We start from the raw sequence: 18,513 nt of genomic DNA, 5'->3' as shown, positions 1-18,513 counted from the left end.
TGGAAGAGGTAGCGTAATGGCGCGATTCATAGTATAGCTTCTTGTCGCACCTGCGAAAAGTGGGCTCCAAATAAGTAAAAATTAAAAAAGGTTAGAGGGAGTAAGTTAGAGGAAATAAGCCTCACGAAGTTTTACGACAAGTAATTCAACCTGTTCCACTGCAGTTCCTATATACTTATCTGGATTTACGAGATTCTCGATATCTGTAGCAGTTAAATATCTTGCAATATCAGGAGTTTCCAGAAGTACAATTTTGAAGTGCTGTCCAGCATCGTGGGCTTTCATTGCTGCAGTCCTTACGAGTTCATGGGCTTCCTGCCTGCCTACTCCTCTTTTTGCAAGCTCAATCATTACAGCCTCTCCCATATTGAGGCCTCTTAGCAGTTCCAGATTCCTCCGAATGTTCTCAGGATAAAATCTCAGGTTTTCAATTACGTTTATCCCAAGCTTAAGAATATGATCCGTAAGCACGCAGGCTTCAGGGAAAACTATTCTCTCTGAGGAGGAGTTAGTCAAATCCCTTTCATCCCACAGGGTATTGTTAAGGAGTTCGGGTTCTACCATGGCCCTTACAATCCTTGCAAGCCCGCATATCTGCTCGGATTTTATAGGATTGCGTTTATGGGGCATAGTAGATGAGCCTACCTGCTTTTTTCCAAAACTTTCCTCAATCTCGGCAATTTCACTGCGCTGGAGAGTCCTGATTTCTATACCGATCTTATCCAGAGTCGTAACCGTGTTTGCCATCCACATTACGAATTCGGCGTGCCTATCCCTCTGAATGATCTGGCTGGAAACATCTACAGCACCGATTCCAAGGTACTGCATTGTAAGTTTCTGGATAAGAATCCCGGCTTTTCCAAAAGCAGCCTGGGTACCAACTGCGCCTGTCATCTGCCCTACAGTTGCTCTTGGAGTGAGTTGATGGAGACGGTCCAGGTGCCTTGAAATTTCTGAGGCCCATATGGCAAAACGCAGTCCATATGTTGTCGGAACTCCTATCTGCCCGTGAGTTCTCCCACAGCAGACCGTATGCTTGTGTGCTTCGGCCTTGTCAACAAGAACCCCGAGAAGAGTTTTAAGTTTATCTTCCAGAATGTCGATTGCATCCTTAATCTGGAGAGCTGTTGCCGTATCTAGAATGTCGTTTGAAGTGGCTCCGAAATGTACCCATTTTCCAGCGTTATCTCTGCACTGTTCAGAAATTGCAGTGACTACAGCCATCATATCATGATGGATCTCAGATTCAATTTCGTCAACTCTCTCAGATTTTACGGAAGAGATACTTTCAGATATAATCTCAGCCGAATCTGCGGGGATTAAACCCATATCCGCTTCTGCACGGGCAAGGGCTGCCTCGACCTGAAGGAGCTTGGCAAGTCTGTTTTCCTGGCTCCACACATATTTCATTTCTGCTGTACCATACCGGTAGTCTATAGGATGAATCAACACATAAATCACCATTTATAAGACAGGGAATTTAATAAACTCTAAAGAGTTAAATTAGCCATGGAATTATACTTGAACCTGAAGGTTTTAGCTTTAAATAACTATTTTAGTTTTAAATAATAATTTTAGTTTTAAATAATAATTTAGCTTAAAATAATGATTTTATCGGTAAATGATTATCATCGTTATATAATTTCAATGTTAACTTTGACACAGTCCAATGTCAACTAGTTAAGGCTCAACCTGGTTTAAGCACACAGGGCAGAGAATAAACAACGTAAGCAATAAATAAGCTTTGAGTTGACAGGATTTGAAAAGCGAGGATTATTCTAAGAATTAAAGAAGATAAGTTTGCAAACTCAATAAAAGACGGACTTTTTTAATGAAAAACGTTATATCTCTTAACATCCATTAAGCGGGCTATATACCTTATCAATATTGAAAAATAATAGCAGGTGACAAAAATGGCTCGTTTTCCAGAAGCAGAAGAAAGATTGTTAAACAAGAAAATTTGCATGCGATGTAATGCCAGAAACGCAATAAGAGCAACCCGCTGCAGAAAATGCGGTTACAGTGCTCTTCGGGTAAAATCCAAGGAATCCAAGGGAGCATGATCTTTTTTGCAGGTGGAAGCACACCTTCAGAAAATCATTGATCAGGAAGGAAAAGTTCATCTTACCCTTATCGATCCCGCTTCCCAAACGCCTGAACGAGCCGCTGAAATTGCCCTTGCAGCAGTTGAGGGAGGCACTGATGCCATCATGATAGGGGGCTCAACCGGAGCGTCGGGCACCCTGCTTGATGAGACCGTCATAAAAATAAAAGAAAAGGTAAATGTCCCAACCATCCTTTTTCCTGGAAGTTCAGCCGGGCTTAGCAGATATGCAGATGCCGTATTTTTCATGAGCCTTCTGAACTCAAGGGATATAGGATATGTGATCACAAACCAGGTGCTGGGGGCCCCGCTTGTATATAGAAGCCAGATAGAACCTATCTCCATGGCATACCTTATAGTCGAACCTGGAGGGACTGTAGGCTGGGTAGGGGACGCTAAACTGATTCCCAGAACTAAACCTGAAATTGCTGCAGTGTATGCCCTTGCAGGCAAATACCTGGGTATGCATTATACTTACCTTGAAGCCGGGTCAGGAGCTGACAAACCCATCAACCCTGAGATGATAGGAGCTGTCAAGCAAGTTCTAGGGGAAAACAAACTCATTGTTGGCGGTGGGATTAGAGATGCTGAGGCTGCAAAGCTCTGTGCATCGGCAGGTGCGGATATGATAGTTACCGGCACCGTTCTTGAAGAAGTAATGGACGTTACTGCAAAAGTAGCTGAGATTGTATCAGCTATAAAAAGATGAACCCTAAGCAAAGATTTGGGACGTGCTACCTGCTTTTAAGTATGAAAGAACTTACTTAAGACTTATTTAATTCTTACTTAATTCTTATTTAATTCTTATTTAATTCTTATTTAATTCTTATTCATTTGTATTCGGTTAAGGATTTTGAGCTGCTGATCTCGATTTCGACGGAAAAACTCAAACCCAAATGTTTAGTGTTTAAATTGAAATCGATATCAGATTCCAGTTTTGCATTTGATGAATAATTTAATAAATTTTATGAAAATCAATGCAATTGATAACGATTTTTCCTTAACCGATGACCAATGAATTCTTATTTAATTCTTACTTAATTCTTACTTAACTCTACGATTCCTCTAAATTATTAATTTTTTCAGAATACTTTTTTCGGAGTGCAGACGTTCTATAACATTTAAACGAAATGAAATTTGCGTATTTGCTTAATCAGGCTTTTTTAGATCAAAATCAATGAAATTAAGTAATGAGTAATTTTTTCATACTCCGAAACTCTTCTTTTGGCTCTATATTGATTTATAACACCCCTTATGAATTTTTGAGTATGTAATTTAATTTTTGATACAGTCTAGGTTATATTACAGCAGCCGATTGTAATAAATAGTTATAAGGTAATATCTGACTCCTATTTTAGTATAAATTATACTGGCGCAAAGCATCCGAATACTGCAGCGAAAAAATAATAAATTGTCACTCATAATTGGCAGAATTGCAGAATAGATTTCGGGTCAGGCATTAACTTACGATTAACACTAAAAGGTATGATTATGCTCAGAGTTTCCAACCTGGTTAAAGATTATGAAGTACGTTCCGAAAATATAAGAGTGCTGGACCATATCGACTTTACGGTGGAGGATGGAGAAATTCTCGGAATAACAGGTCGAAGTGGAAGTGGAAAATCGACGTTGTTGCGCATCATTAGGGGAATTGAGCCCTTTCAGGAGGGAACGGTGGAGGTAGATGGAGAAATTATAACGCCTGCTTCAGGGATTGAAGGAGAAAAATTTCTGAAGAGCGTTAGCGCAATACACCTACAGCGAAACTTCGGGCTCTGGAATGGACCAACGATTGAAAACATTATAAGAAAGCTGAACTACCTTCGAGTAGGGCATGAAGCTCTTCCGCAGAATGAACATCTTCCGCATAGTGTAGATAACGACTACGATGAGCTATTTAAAGAAGCAATGGAGTATCTAAAACTCGTGGGCCTGGAGGATAAGGCGCTTCATTCTACTAATCTTCTGAGCGGGGGAGAAAAACAGAGAGTTGTAATGGCAAGGCAGCTTGCTGCAAAGCCAAGGGTTCTTCTCCTCGATGAACCTGTTACAATGACCGGGCCGGATACAAAACAGGAAGTTCTTGATGTAATAAAGAGCCTGAAAAAGAAGTTGAATATCCCAATTATAGTAGTTTCTCACCTTCCTGAGATTCACGCTTATCTTGTAGATAGGTTGATCTTTCTTGAAAATGGGAAAATTGCAGCTGCTGGAGAACCTTCCCTGGTACTTAAAAATTTCCTCAAGGATATGAAGCCAAAGGAAGAGCTTGCGGAACCTGAAAAAAATGAGGTCTGCATAAAAATTAAGGACATCTCAAAACGCTATTCTATCATCAGGATGGGAGAAGTCCTGAATATCAAAGATTTTTCCCTCGATATTTATAAAGGAGAAATTCTGGCTTTTATCGGACCCTCTGGAGCTGGAAAAACAACCCTTATGAAACTCATAGAAGGACTTGTGAGACCAAAGAGCGGAACCGTTGAGTATCTCTGCAACGGAGACTGGGTAGATGTCACCGAATATAGCAAAAAACGCATGGAACTCCGGAGAATTATGAGTATTATGAATCAGGAATTCTCTATGTCTGTGAACTCCACGGTAAGGGAACAGATTCGATTTAGGCTAAGCATGAAAAAGCAAGGTGCAATTGAATACGCAAGGAATAAAGCTAGAGAAATGGGGATGTCGGATGAGACCCTTGATACTATATACCGCCTTCCTGACATGCCAGAAGAAGATAAAGAAATCGCACTGCGGGAATTAAGCCTTAAAGACACAATATATTCCGAACTCTTTCCGAGGATTCCAGTAACTGATGTCGATGCCTATGCAAGACCAGTATTTGAAGCCCTTGACCTGCCAATGGAAATTCTTGACAAAACTCCTTACCAGATCAGTGGAGGTGAGCATGTCAGGGCTTTCATTGCTTTGAGCCTTGCAACTTCTCCCGAGTATCTTATGCTTGATGAGCCTTTCGGAGACCTTGACCCTGTAACTCTCAGGGATGTTACAAACTCTTTAAAAAGAATCAACGAACGCTTTGGCACGACTATTGTGCTTGTGAGTCACCATATGGATTTTGTTCGAGAGGTTGCTCACAGGACTATATTGATTGATAAAGGGATCCTTGCAATGAATGGAAAGCCAGCAGAAGTTTGTGAGGAACTGATCAACAGGAGCAATGCCCCTTACATGGAACACAGTCTGGATGACCTTGTGGAAGGAGGTTTAGGGACTAATTAAGAAACCGTATAATGTTTTTGTAGCAACCGTTGGGCCGCAACCGTTGCGCCGTTTGATCACGCCGATAGGGTTTGGGGATAAGGTTCTCAAATTTAAAAGGCGCTAGGGTTTTCGCTCAAGCCTTTTTTTAAAAGGCTTGTGATCACGCCTTCGTGAAGTTTTCGATCTGGCAGTGGTTTTCGCTCAAGCCTTTTTTTAAAAGGCTTGTGGTCACGCCTTCATGATGTTTTAGATTTTGTAGTGATTTTTGTTCAAGCTTTTTGAAAAAGGGTTGTTTTTATATATGTTTTGACTATCCATACGTTTGCAGTTTCTTTATGTTTTGCATCTTTGTTCAGTCAACCTTGTTCTCCTCACACAGCCGATCCCATTCTTCATTCCCAAATTTTATGTATAGACTTGCAGGCACAATTGATTTTTCGAGTTCTCGAGTGGTTTTTTCTGAGAGTGTCTGATTCTCTACAAGTTCTCTTCCTGCGCATCTGAGGGTTTTTTTATACTTTCCCAAGAGCGGTTTTAGCATGATATTATTTTTACCTCTGAAGATTTCTCCTTCTCCTCTGTAAATCTCAGCAACGAGTTCAGTGTGAAAAGTTCTTGCAAGCCGTTTGAAAAAAAGACTTTCAACCTCAAAGTTTGTCTGACCGGGCAGCCCGGCATTTGATATCACGGCGATTTTTGGAAGCTTTTCATAGCGTTTTGCGTGCCTGTACTCTCCCATTTCGTCTTCTTCAAAATGAGGCAAAAGTACAGGAGCAAGTCTATCTGTAAAATTTTTCATAACAGCCGGAATATTATCGAAATATACGGGACATGCGAATACCGCAATATCTGAAGCCACAAATTTGGGAAGCAGATCATCCATATCGTCCCTGATTGTGCAGCTTCCAGGAGTCTTAAGCCAGCACTCGAATTTTCCCTTGCAATATCCAATTTTTTTCTCAATCAAGAAAATATTTTCGGTTTCTGCTCCGGCTTCTTCTGCTCCTTTCAGGAATTCATCTACCATAATTAGAGTGTTTCCTTCTCTGCCCTTATGGCTTCCGCTGAATACTGTTATTTTCATGTGTAATCCCCCATTCCCATTGAATAATGAACCTGTGAGTTGAAGAGAATATCCCCAACAGCTTTTCTAATAAATGGCTAATTATACAGTTATGCGTTTTTACTTATTTGCTTCCAGTCACATCTACAACGAGATTTATTTTTCTTTTGCTTAGTATTTTCGGCTTTTTTTTCGTTACCGTCTTCAGCAAAATTTTTTCCGATGGACCAGGCCTTGCCCAGATGCTCACCTATTACCCAGTAATTATTATCATACATGGAAAAAACTATAGGCTTGATCTTCTCGATATCAGGAAGTTCATTGCAGAGATACTTTTCCTCTGCATAACTTTCAACAATCTCCCCTATGAAAACCTCACTTTGACCTCCTAGATCCAGGATGTCTACAAGCCTGCATTCAAGATTCACAGGACATTCCCGAATCATTGGGGCTCTTTCAAGTTTTCCATAAAAGGTTTCGAAAATTTCTGATTTATCTATCCTTTTTCCGGAAACTATGCCGCAGTAATCCGTAACCTCTACCATATCCCTGGAGGGAATGTTTACACTAAAACACTGGTTTTCCCTTATTCCTTCATTTGTATAATGCATTTTCCCAAGAGTCACCGCAATCATTGGAGGACTTGCCTGTATGACTCCACAAAAAGCTACTGTAAGGTAATTCGGCTTTCCGTTTACACGAGCCCCGACGAGGGTAGTGGGCATAGGGTAAAGAAAATTTCTGGCTCCAATGGCCTTTTTCTCTCCTGTTTCCATATTTAGTCCTCCTTAAAGCTACGCAGATCTATCTTAGTACCGGCTTAAATAATAATATCGAATTCTGCCGGAAAAATTATATTGACAATACTATTTTCAGTTATTCTCAAGATATATAATTAGTATTCCGACTTTTTACAATATATAAATTAGGACATAATTATTTAGAGAAAAAATTCTCTATATAAGTTTAAATGCGAGAATTATGGTAGAGAAGTCTTCATCCTTAATGCCGCAACTTTATATGAAATTTCACGTAAACCAAATTTCAATCTTCAAATACAGTACGAAATATATAGAATATGTTTGCTAACAGTTTAAGTTAAAATGTATTTCGTAAGGTTCAGTTTTTAGATTCTATATGGTTTCGTTTTATATGATTTTATTTTGTAAAGTTTCGTTTTATATGGTTTCGTTTTATATGATTCCTTTTTGTAAGGTTTCCAAAACTTCAGTAAATATTAATTCTCAAATACATGACAAATTACTTTTAAACAAATAGTATAAACGCGGATATTTCTTATATATGCTAGCAATATACATATAAAAAATGAAGAGTATGTATAAGTGTTATAAACTTAGAAAGATGGTTGTATTGCTTTGAGCTCTTCAAATGATTTAAAGCACTTAAATTGCCTGACATTGCTGAACATTAAAAGCCTGACATTGCTAAACATTAAAATTTGCCTCTTTATACTCTATCTCATACCCTGCTCAAGCTCAGTTACATAACACATTGAAACGCAATCTGATATGGAGGGGAAATACTTTGAGGAAAAATATTGTTGAAGACTCCGGCTCTTCTTTAAAAGCTCCGCAGAGTCGCCAGATCTCTGCCGTATATGAGGACGCCGAAGGATTGATAGAACTATTTGTTACCTATTTTAAGGAAGGACTTGAAGGGGGAGAATATTGCTTATGGTTTTCCCCGGATAAACTGGCCACTGAAAGGGCAAAAAATGAATTTGTAAAAGCAGGAGTGGATGTCGAGCATTATCTCACTTCATCTCAGTTAGAATTCCTTCCTGTTAATCCGCTTCCGGAAGATCCTACTCTTCTTGCGTCAGTAGTAAAAGAACTAGCAGAAGATGGATATAGAAAAACCCTTTCTGGAGGGTTTTCAGGGTTTAGAACAAATTTTGAGATTAAAAATACTGGTAATTCTCTTCAGCTTTGTCTTGAGACGTGTGGAAAGGTCATTGAAACAATGGCTTTGGAAAAAAATAAAAACATAACACTTCTCTATACCATTCCTCTTGAAGAGCTTTCAGGTAGAGTCCTGCTCGAGTTAATGGAGGAAAGCAACGTTTTTGCCAAAAGAAAAGGAAAATTGGAGAGTTTGAGAAGTCCGGAAGAAAAAATAGAACTGACTACTAATTTTCTCAAAGCGGAAAAAGATATAGAAGCCTCAAACTGGACTAAAAATGGGCTGATAGTTAACATGAACCATGAGCTTCGGACTCCCCTTAACTCGGTAATAGGTTTCTCCGATCTGCTGCTGGAAGGAGCTTTCGGGTCTCTGAACACGAGACAGTCAAAGTATGTAAGTAATATTCTTATAAGTGGGAAAAACCTTCTGGAAATTATTAATGATCTACTTGATATATCAAGGCTCGAAGCCGGGGAAAAAAGCCTTAACTATGAAGACGTAGATGTTGCCAGCCTTCTAGGAGAGGTAAAAATGAGTCTTCTCTCATTTGCCTCAAGTAAGAAGGTCAGTGTAGAAATAAGGGTCGATGTTTCTGAGAATATCCGGGCTGACAGGACAAAGCTGAGACAGATACTGTACAGTCTAATAAGTAATGCTATAAAACTCACTCCTGAAAATAAAAAGGTTACTGTAAGTGCCCTCAAAAAAAAAGGGATGCTCGAGATTAAAGTTTCGGATAGTGGGATAGGTTTGTCAAAAGAAGATCATGAAAGGATGCTTATGCCTTTTATTCAGGCAGATCTTTCCACAACCAGAGGATACGGTGGAACTGGACTTGGACTTTATATTGCTAAAAACTTCGTAAATCTTCACGGAGGAAAAATCTGGGTGGAATCAAAGGGAGAAAAAGGCAGTACGTTTATCTTTACTCTTCCGATAAATAGCAAAGAAATAATTTGAAAGGATATTGGTTAAAGCCAAAACCAATAATCGTTTTTACGCTTTCTCAGAGTAGAACTGAAAAAGCCGAATGCAGCCTGAAACTGCTCCGCATGTTTCAGGAGATCTGCTGATGGCACTATCTTCAAAAATTTTCCCAAAACATTTAAAACTCAATTTTCCAGAAGTTTTTGTTCTCATGGATTTTCATTTTCTGCTCTGTTTCTTCTTTCTGTAAACTAACATACCAGCAATAGCGATGACAATAAGTAGTAAACCTGGGACAATCATGCTTGAACTTTCTCCCTGAGTTTCCTCAATGGACTGAATATATATATTGCTTACTATGTTCTCGTGCTTGTTTATTCCGTTGCTGTAACTTGCCGAAAGTGTTAGATTTATAGGCTCGGAGAAATTTCTTCCGTCATCTGATAAATTATCTGTTACTGTATTAAATTCAATCGTAAAAAGCTCGTCCGGGTTCATTGGTCCTATGAAATACTCAACAGGATAAAATGTGACGCCTTTAGCTTCAGGTTTTATACTTACCGAGCTAAGCTCGTTCGGATGTGTATTGGCTACATCGAATTCAATTGTAGATTCACTATTTGTCAGTTTAAATTCTTTTGAAGGAATTACTCTTATGTTTGAAGAATCGACCTTTAGAGGAATATTCTTTCTGCTATTGTAATCGAAGGAATTCCCCTCTATTGCAAGTTCAAGGTTATGAGTTCCTTCTGGAGCGTCTTCTGCAACTTTAACATTGAAAGTCAACTTGATGCTATCTCCGGGTCCCAGAAGACCCATATCTCCGTAAGGAGCATCAAGAACGACTATCCCTTCAGATAAAGGTCTTAAAACTGCAGCCTGAATTCTGGCATTGGTATCAAAGTCACTCCCACCAATAGTGACAGTAGGACTACTTGCAGTGTTCGTAAGAGTCACAGTGATAGTACCCCTATCTCCGGGCATGAAAACTTCGGGGTCCGAAGTAACTTCCTTAAGTTCAACTGTACCCTTGCTGTCAAATGTTTCAGTGCCTATTCTTATGTCAAAGCTTTTCTCACTCCAGGGACTATCTTTGCCTGTTTTTGTTCTGATGTCAATGGAACGTACTCCTTTCTGCGCATTTTTGTCTACAAAAAGGTAAAATTCCTTTGTAGCAGTTCTGCCAGGATTGAGGGCTCCTACATTTTTCACGGCATTTGCTTCGGAATCAAGAGAGAAAGGATATTGAGGCACAACTTCGATGTCAACATTGTCGGCTTTATCTCCCCCAATGTTTTCTACCTGGACAGTCAGATTCAGATATTCTCCTATTTTCGCAGGATAGGGATTTGTTTCAACTATTGTGACTTTCAGATTTGCCCCTCCAACAGCTGCAGAGGCAGGAACTGAAAAGAGCAAGGAAATCAAAAGCAAAGATAATACTAGAGGAACAAATGAATTTTTGATAATTGTCATTCTAATTCCACACCCAGATTAGCTTGAGTTTTAAAGTAAACACCAGGGATTATTCCGCATTCTGAATAATTCCATCTTTTACGAGCACTATCCTGTCTGCGTATCCTGCAATTTCCGGATCGTGAGTAATCATTATAATGGTTCTTCCGTCTCCGTTAAGTTTTCTAAACATATTTAGAATTTCACAGCCTGTCTTCGAGTCAAGATTTCCAGTGGGCTCATCTGCAAGGAGGATCGCAGGGTCATTGATAAGAGCTCTGGCAATAGCAACTCTCTGGGATTGACCACCTGAAAGCTCACCCGGCTTATGATACATTCGATCCTCGAGACCTACAAGTTTAAGTAACTCCTTTGCTCTTTCATGAGTATTGACTCCACTCCTTGTGTTAGCATAGGTTGGAAGCTCAACATTTTCAAGAGCTGTGAGTCTGGGGATCAGGTTGAATGTCTGAAAAACAAAACCGATTTCTAACCCTCTGAGCCTGGCAACTTCCTTATCAGATAGTTTATTGATATCCAGACCTTTGATTATGATTGTTCCTTCCGTAGGCCTATCAAGAAAACCTACAAGATTCATAAGTGTGCTCTTCCCTGAACCAGAGGGTCCCATTATGGCAAGGAACTCTCCCTCTCTCACTTCAAGGTTTACATCATGAAGAATTGGAACCTCCATATCTCCAAGAGTATAGCTCTTTTTGACATCAATAACTTCAATAACGGGAGTTGTTGTTCTATGTTCGTCACTCTGCAGACATTTCGAACGGCCCAGTTTACATTTAAATGATTCTTCGTTTGAATTAACGAGACCTTCTCTAGAGGGCAGTTCTACTTCAAGTGTAGGATTATCTATTTCTGTCTCCAAGATTAAATCTTCGGGAGCAGAAACGTCTTTAATCGAAGCCTTCATTTTCATATCTACTCCTTTGTCTTTAAATTAAGAAATACGTTTATTAAAATTGTTAATTCTATATAATATAGTCTAATATGATTTATATGCTTTAAACATTAACCTTAAAGTGATTTCTCGGTGAGCTAAATTCGTTAAGTGGGTTCATGGAAATACTCTTTAAGAAGTTATTTTGAAGTTATTTTTAGCCAATTAATACCTGGTTGAGCTGATTAAGAAGAATGGATTGAAATAGAAAAGGGCTATTCTCCAAATAGAGTAAGCCCTATTCACCGGACAGATTTTCATTCATATCTTAAAGCATCCACAGGATTCATGCGTGCAGCTTTTCTTGCAGGATATAAACCAGCAGTTATTCCAACAAGAACCGAAACTGCAATCCCTATTTCGATCAATGTTAAGGGAAATACAGGAGGAAGTTTAAGAGTAATTTCAAGAGCATAAGCTCCCAGGCTACCGATTATAGTGCCTACAATTCCTCCAAAGGAACTGACCATTATAGATTCTAGCAAGAAAAGAGATAAAATATTGGAATTGCTGTAGCCTACAGATTTCATTATCCCTATTTCTCTAGTTCTTTCGGTTACGGTCACAAGCATAATATTCATAATTCCTATGGAGCCCACAAAGAGAGATATTAAGGCAAGAACAAGCAGGAAAGAACTCAAAGCATCCCCTATTTTTCCAGTCTGCTCAAGAACTTCCTCCTGATTAAAGACGTAATAGGGTTTCAAATCCTCTTCATCAATATCTCTTTCCGGCACTCCGAAGTTCCTGGCTAATCTGCTATCGACTTCATCTGAAATGTCACGAACTTTTGCAGGACTTTCTGCCGTTGCAAGGAAAGCTCCATAGTCTTTTTCCCCGATCATCTCATTCATAGTAGAAACGGGAATGAAGACTGTCAAATCATAGTCACTGTCCTCACTCACAACAGTTGGCTTGGAATTTTTCAATATTCCTTTTACCTTAAAACTCTTCTTTACAACCGTACCGTTCTCCTGTCGAAAAGCGATCTCTACAGTGCTCCTGTGGGAAATATTCTTACTGAACTTGTCATTTGCAATATCGTATCCAAGAATAGCCGCAGCGCTATCTTTATCTGTCAGGAAAGTACCCTCTTCCATTTGCAGTCCCTGGATTTCTTGAAAATCTTTGTTAACTCCTGCAATATTCACATTTTTAGTTTCAGAAAGATACGTGAGATCCCCACTCATCGATTTTCTTGGAGATACGCCGGAAATTCCCGGTGTATTCTTCATTATATTGTACTCGTTATCAAAGAAGAGATTTGGCTGCTCACTAGCTGCGATAATAAAGTTAGAGCCTACAGAAGATATCTCATCAGTAAAAAACTGGTTAAAACTGGCACCAAGAGATGCGTTAACAACTACTGCAGCTATGCCAATTACTATCCCCAATGTTGTAAGTCCAGACCTTAGCTTAGCACTTCCTATACTCCCAGATGCTATACGAGCTGCCTGTGCAAATTTTATCATATTTTCCCCCACAAATATGATGTCAGCTACCCCTTCTTTAATTATTGTTTCCTTCTTCGGTAGAAAATGAAAGCGGCAGGAATAGAGATTATAATAAGTCCACCGGTCAATATGGTTTTTGAATTAGACTCTGCAATTTCTGAAGTGTTTGCAAATCTCAGGTCTCCTACAGTATTTACATGTCGATTGATTCCATTATTGTAGTTTGCAGTGAGACTCATGTTTATCTCTCCTTCCTTACTGGCACTCCATGAATCGTTTGCTACAGCATTAAATTCAATCGTAAAAAGCTCGTCCGGGTTCATTGGTCCTATGAAATATTCTACAGGGTAAAACGTGATACCTTCAGCTTCAGGTTTTATACTTACCGAACTGAACTCATTCGGATGAGTGTTAGCTACGTCGAACTCGATTGTAGATTCACCATTTGTCAGTTTAAGTTCTTTTGAAGGAATTACTCTTATGTTTGAAGAATCGACCTTTAGAGGAATGTTCTTTCTGCTGTTATAATCGAAGGAATTCCCTTCTATTGCAAGTTCAAAGTTATGAGTTCCTTCTGGAGCGTCTTCTGCAACTTTAACATTGAAAGTCAACTTGATGCTATCTCCGGGTCCCAAAAGGCCCATATCTCCGTAAGGGGCATCAAGAACAATTATCCCTTCAGATAAAGGTCTTAAAACTGCAGCCTGAATTCTGGCATTGGTATCAAAGTCACTCCCACCAATAGTGACAGTAGGATTACTTGCGGTGTTCTTAAGAGTTACAGTGACAGTACCCCTGTCTCCGGGCATGAAAAACTCGGGGTCCGAAACAAATTCTTTAAGTTCAACTGTACCCTTGCTGTTAAATGTTTCAGTGCCTATTCTTATGTCAAAGCTTTTCTCACTCCAGGGGCTATTTTTACCTGTTTTTGTTCTGATGTCAATGGAACGTACTCCTTTCTGCGCATTTTTGTCTACAAAAAGGTAAAATTCCTTTGTAGCAGTTCTGCCAGGATTAAGAACTCCTATATTTTTTATGGCATTTGCCTCGGAATCAAGAGAGAAAGGATATTGAGGCACAATTTCGATATCAACATTGTCAGCTTTATTTCCTCCGATATTTTCTACCTGAACGGTCAAAGTTAAATATTCTCCTATTTTCGCAGGATAGGGATTTGTTTCGACTATTGTGACTTTCAGGTTTTCCCCCCCAACAGCTGCAGAGGCAGGAGCTGCAAAGAGCAAGGAAATCAAAAGCAAGGAAAAAATAGTTGCTACAGTAATCTTCTTAATCATTTCCATATACTTGCACCTTCAGTTGCATTTAGTTATTCCATCTTTTATCAGGACAACACGGTTAATATATTTTGTAACTTCAGGGTAGTGTGTAATGACTACTAATGTTCTCTCTTCGTTATTCAAATCCATACACATACGAAGGATTTCGGCTCCTGTTCTGGCGTTAAGGTTTCCAGTCGGCTCATCCACAAGAAGGATTACAGGATCATTAATAAGTACACATGCAATTGAAATCCTCTTGGACTTACCTCTTGAAAGTTCTCCTAGTCTATGATGAATACGGTTATGAGGTCCCGCTACCTCAAGAGGTTCTCTTGCATGACCCTCTTGATCAATATTGATTTTCAAATTTGCAAAGGTTGGGAGCAAAACATTCTCAAGGTCAGTCAGGTGTGGAGCAAGATTAAAAATCTGCGAACCAAAACTAATTTCAAGCTTAGTAAGGTGGGCAAGCTCTTGATCTGACAATCTATTGAGGTCACGATCCTTTACAAGAACTTGCTCTTCAGTAGGCCTGTCAAGGCAATCTATAAGGTTCACAAGAACACTTTTCCCTGAGCCTGATGGGCCCATTATATCCACAAGTTCTACTTTCTCAATTTTGATATCGACGTCTGAGAGCACGGGAATTTCCAGACTTTCGTTGGAAATCTCGACAATAGGGAATCCACCTTCAGGTAAACTATTTTTGATAATATTTACATCCCCCTTTCCCAAAGTTACTGAAATGTGATGAAAAATTACATTGAATAATCTCAACGTTTTTACTTATTATGTAAGGAAGTCCATTTTAACTTATGCTTTCTTAATTTTCCCCCAAAGAGTCAATTTGTAGGCATTAAATTACCGACTTCTAGCTCTGAAAGCAGGGATTCAAAACTAAATTTTCAAAATTGATAGTCTACATACTGTGCTGGATTTCTTGGATAATTTATTACGTACAAAACGCTTTTCTTTATCAAAAATTACTGTAAACGGAATCAAATAAAATAGAGGCCGTGAGAATAGAAATCTGTAGTTATTTCATGACAGAAGAGGCTTTTCACAAGAAATTTATAATCTCATCCAGGGATTTTTTCTAATAAATTTATACTGCTTTTATATCACATATTTTTCTTAAAAGATGATAGTAGAACTAAGACGACCATACCATACATTTTAAAGTATTTCATCTTTAAACCTGGGTCAACAATATAATATTTAGATCTAAGTTTAAATAGAACTAAAACTTTTGAACATATTGTGTGTTTAAAAAACATATATATGTATATTAAATCCTTACTCTAAACATTTAAGGAGTATTATTCATAAGGAGATGATTTTCTATTGAGCTTATATAATTTAGTATATATAGCTATATACAGTCACTGTTAGCTAAAATTTCTAACGGTATATCCTGAAATAAGAGGAAATTTACCACATGAATCTTATTAAGTGGCTGACAGTAGCCGTACGATTTGGAGGCTTGGTAAACGAAAATTATGTCAAAACTGAACAGAGGTTGCAAATAAAATTGTTATCTACAGTATGCAGGTATCGATTTAGAAAATACAAAATATAGAGGGAATAAGCATGGCATTACCAGAAATTATCTTTGGATTCGACCTTGGCCAATTATTTCAATTTGCAAACGAAATTTGCTTCTTTTTCCAGTTCTCTTAAATGAATTTCTAAAACAGAAGTGGAAAAGGTCTCTGCAGAGAATGACAAATGTATTGTGTGTTCAGATTGCAGAAGATGGGTATAACAGATGATAACAGATGATATATATAAAAATAAGGGAGTGATATTATGATATATGCTATTTTCTATTCAAACGTCAGCTATGCATATGTGGCTGAAGTATTCAAATTCTTTTACCAAGACTGATGTTAATCAGGCTGTAAATTAAACAGTTTCTGCAATCGGAGAATGACCATATGGTCTATTATTTCTTGATTGCAGAAAGCCGGAGGTATAACGGTAGGCGAACAAACTCAGTAGATATTGGAGAGACAGATATATGATATACAGTATTTACTATTCACAGATCACAAAAGCCTATGCAGCTGAAGTCTTCAAATTTTTCTACAGCGATTAAGCAAAAGCGTTGATTAAGAAATAAAAATAACATAAAGTTGCCTGTTTTTCAGGCAACTTCGTCTTCGCAAAAGAAACATAATACTACCACTTTATTACTTCTTTTTTATTTTCTTAATATTCAAGTTTTTGAAAGCTTCTACAGTTTCAAATATAAGTTTTGAAAATATGAGATAAGAAACGGTACAAAACTTTAAGTTGTTTTTAAAAAGTTCAAAATCAGGAGAGATTAATATTTTTTGAACACTATTGCTTCTCTCAGACGGCATTTATCTCTGAGAAATTTAAACGGAAACCAAAAAAACGATGTGCTTGGTAATTCTGTGTAAATGTTGCAGCAAAAGATTCTGTGTCCAAAAACTAAGAGACTATTATTTGTAAGGAGTTTTCGTTCTTTACATTATATATAAATTTAGTGTCTACTCTGGTATTGATGCTCCTTAGTAGTTTATTGTTGGAAAAAATAGTTTTTAATAATAATATATGAAAAATAATATATAAAGATAAATATAAATAATCTAAATTTCCAACATATAACTCTTCAAATTCGCGAATCTTTTAGCTGGAAATCTTCAAGATTGTTTATACTTACCTATAGTTCCAAAAGTAAATTCCTGGGAGTATAGTTTGGGAGTATGATATAAAATGGACGTCTAAGGGGGTTTGGCGAAGACGCATACTATCCGAAGTGATCCGTAAACCGGGTTAAACTGGAGGAAGCGGGTTAAACTGGAAGAAGCAGGTTAAACTGGAAGAAGCAGGTTAAACTGGAAGATAAGTTAATTTTAACTGAAGGAAAACGAATTAAAAAAGACAGCTTTGAAAGTATATACGTGGAGGTACTTACAATGTCAATGCTTTATTTAAGTTATACAAAAATCACCTTATTTCTAGAGATAGTAAGGTTTAAGCTGATGTACATCGATGGTTCTGGCTTTGGCGGTTTCGGAAGATTTTCCAGATGAAATAGATCCCAGGTGTTTACTAGTCAGTTACCGTTCTCTATGATATCCCAATACAGGTTTAGATTACATGCTCATGCATGAATGTGACCTGTATCATTTTTTCTTAGCAAAAGTGACTGGATTCAGGTTTTTTCCAACTACTAAGGTTTTTTCCAACTACTAAAGTGATTAATCAAATAGCTATAAGAATTCAGCCGAATAAATTTTTACATCAGCTCTATTCTTGTATTTGAGAATCCAATGAGGAAATAATTTAGGCAGAGGAACTGAAATTTAGGAAATATTTTAAAAATTAATTAAAGAGCTCTAATTATTAAAAATATTAAGATTTTCAATAAAAATAAATTCAATATTTTAAAACCTTTTGCTTCCCTTGCTGTTTTATCAGCATGATGTGACTTTGAATTGTCCAGAACAAGAATTATTTTCGTATCCTCTTCAAATTCAATGGTTTTTCAACCGACTCAGTACCAAAACCTAGTGATGAATTTAAAGTTCAAAATCACTAGATTTTGTAATTAGTCATAATCCTTGTGACATAACATAAAAATTGAAGTCTTTAGATGTCGAATATTGATTTTGATGATAACTGGACTCTTCTTGCTAACTCAGGTCTTCAATTAAAAAATACGAAAATCACTGGATTTTGGAACAGAGTCTTTCAACCGCATAAAAAATATAATAGTTTTTCCATTTTCCCTTATCATATTTTGGAGTAGAAAAATGGAACTTGAAGCTTTAAAACAATTGCTTTCTTCACTGGACATCAATCCTGATGAAATTAAAGATGAAAGATATGCCAAAGCTTTTCGTATTTTGTTTTCTATAATTGAACAACAGAACGAAGAGATTGAGTTTCTCAAGGCAGAGAACCAGAAGCTTCGAGATGAAATCAACTTACTAAAAGGTGAAAAAGCCAAACCTAAGATTCGTGGCTCTAAAAAGAATGAAGACATTTCTTCTGAAAAAGAGAGAAGAAATAGAAAGCTCCCATAGGATAAAGAGCCTAAATCTAAACTGGATAAAATAGAGGTTCATCGAACTGAAACATGTAAAGTT

13 protein-coding genes are annotated in these 18,513 nt (G+C 37.8%); 5 read left to right on the top strand and 8 right to left on the bottom strand.

Going from position 1 to position 18,513, the window contains the following annotated elements:
• Window positions 1-105: 105 nt before the first annotated feature.
• Window positions 106-1,452 (bottom strand): adenylosuccinate lyase, encoded by a 1,347-nt coding sequence (gene purB, locus ASJ81_RS21075; protein WP_095646079.1) that lies wholly within the window; start codon window positions 1,450-1,452, stop codon window positions 106-108.
• A 461-nt stretch (window positions 1,453-1,913) separates the two neighbouring features.
• Here purB and ASJ81_RS21070 point away from each other — a divergent pair, with 461 nt between their 5' ends.
• The 3 genes from ASJ81_RS21070 (at window position 1,914) to ASJ81_RS21060 (ending at window position 5,350) form a co-directional block, all read left to right on the top strand.
• The gene (locus ASJ81_RS21070; RefSeq protein ID WP_048109418.1) at window positions 1,914-2,063 is read left to right on the top strand and encodes a 50S ribosomal protein L40e; all 150 of its coding nucleotides are present in this window, start codon (window positions 1,914-1,916) and stop codon (window positions 2,061-2,063) included.
• A 6-nt stretch (window positions 2,064-2,069) separates the two neighbouring features.
• Window positions 2,070-2,813 carry a geranylgeranylglyceryl/heptaprenylglyceryl phosphate synthase gene (locus ASJ81_RS21065; RefSeq protein WP_095646077.1) on the top strand — a complete coding sequence of 248 codons (744 nt, stop codon included), beginning with the start codon at window positions 2,070-2,072 and terminating at the stop codon, window positions 2,811-2,813.
• 782 nt (window positions 2,814-3,595) lie between these two features.
• The gene (locus ASJ81_RS21060) at window positions 3,596-5,350 is read left to right on the top strand and encodes an ABC transporter ATP-binding protein (protein ID WP_095646076.1); all 1,755 of its coding nucleotides are present in this window, start codon (window positions 3,596-3,598) and stop codon (window positions 5,348-5,350) included.
• 334 nt (window positions 5,351-5,684) lie between these two features.
• Here the strand turns inward: ASJ81_RS21060 and ASJ81_RS21055 are convergent, their stop codons facing one another.
• Window positions 5,685-6,416, bottom strand: a complete 732-nt coding sequence (locus tag ASJ81_RS21055) for a flavodoxin family protein (protein WP_095646075.1) — start codon at window positions 6,414-6,416, stop codon at window positions 5,685-5,687.
• 89 nt (window positions 6,417-6,505) lie between these two features.
• Window positions 6,506-7,171, bottom strand: coding sequence for a flavin reductase family protein (locus ASJ81_RS21050; RefSeq protein WP_245860409.1), 666 nt, complete (start codon window positions 7,169-7,171; stop codon window positions 6,506-6,508).
• A 769-nt stretch (window positions 7,172-7,940) separates the two neighbouring features.
• On the opposite strand from ASJ81_RS21050, the gene ASJ81_RS21045 reads away from it, so the two are divergent.
• Window positions 7,941-9,281 (top strand): ATP-binding protein, encoded by a 1,341-nt coding sequence (locus ASJ81_RS21045; RefSeq protein WP_095646074.1) that lies wholly within the window; start codon window positions 7,941-7,943, stop codon window positions 9,279-9,281.
• 186 nt (window positions 9,282-9,467) lie between these two features.
• Here ASJ81_RS21045 and ASJ81_RS21040 read toward each other — a convergent pair whose 3' ends face one another.
• The 5 genes from ASJ81_RS21040 to ASJ81_RS21020 all read right to left on the bottom strand — a co-directional run bounded on the left by ASJ81_RS21040 (window position 9,468) and on the right by ASJ81_RS21020 (window position 15,127).
• Window positions 9,468-10,724: a COG1361 S-layer family protein gene (locus ASJ81_RS21040; protein ID WP_095646073.1), complete on the bottom strand. Its 1,257-nt coding sequence runs from the start codon at window positions 10,722-10,724 to the stop codon at window positions 9,468-9,470.
• Window positions 10,725-10,773: 49 nt separating this feature from the next.
• The gene (locus ASJ81_RS21035) at window positions 10,774-11,637 is read right to left on the bottom strand and encodes an ABC transporter ATP-binding protein (RefSeq protein ID WP_095646072.1); all 864 of its coding nucleotides are present in this window, start codon (window positions 11,635-11,637) and stop codon (window positions 10,774-10,776) included.
• A 278-nt stretch (window positions 11,638-11,915) separates the two neighbouring features.
• Entirely contained in the window at window positions 11,916-13,130 is a 1,215-nt protein-coding gene (locus ASJ81_RS21030) for an ABC transporter permease (RefSeq protein ID WP_095646071.1), read from the bottom strand.
• Between the two features lie 41 nt (window positions 13,131-13,171).
• Window positions 13,172-14,413 carry a COG1361 S-layer family protein gene (locus ASJ81_RS21025; RefSeq protein WP_095646070.1) on the bottom strand — a complete coding sequence of 414 codons (1,242 nt, stop codon included), beginning with the start codon at window positions 14,411-14,413 and terminating at the stop codon, window positions 13,172-13,174.
• A 12-nt stretch (window positions 14,414-14,425) separates the two neighbouring features.
• Complete coding sequence (locus tag ASJ81_RS21020) at window positions 14,426-15,127, bottom strand: ABC transporter ATP-binding protein (RefSeq protein WP_245860406.1); 702 nt, start codon at window positions 15,125-15,127, stop codon at window positions 14,426-14,428.
• Window positions 15,128-18,177: 3,050 nt separating this feature from the next.
• Here ASJ81_RS21020 and ASJ81_RS21015 point away from each other — a divergent pair.
• Entirely contained in the window at window positions 18,178-18,450 is a 273-nt protein-coding gene (locus ASJ81_RS21015) for a hypothetical protein (RefSeq protein ID WP_095644098.1), read from the top strand.
• Window positions 18,451-18,513 lie beyond the last annotated feature (63 nt).

This window comes from Methanosarcina spelaei (genome assembly GCF_002287235.1).
In the GTDB taxonomy this organism is placed as follows: domain Archaea; phylum Halobacteriota; class Methanosarcinia; order Methanosarcinales; family Methanosarcinaceae; genus Methanosarcina; species Methanosarcina spelaei.
Note: the sequence above shows the minus strand (reverse complement) of the source record. Positions and strands in the feature narration are given on the sequence as shown.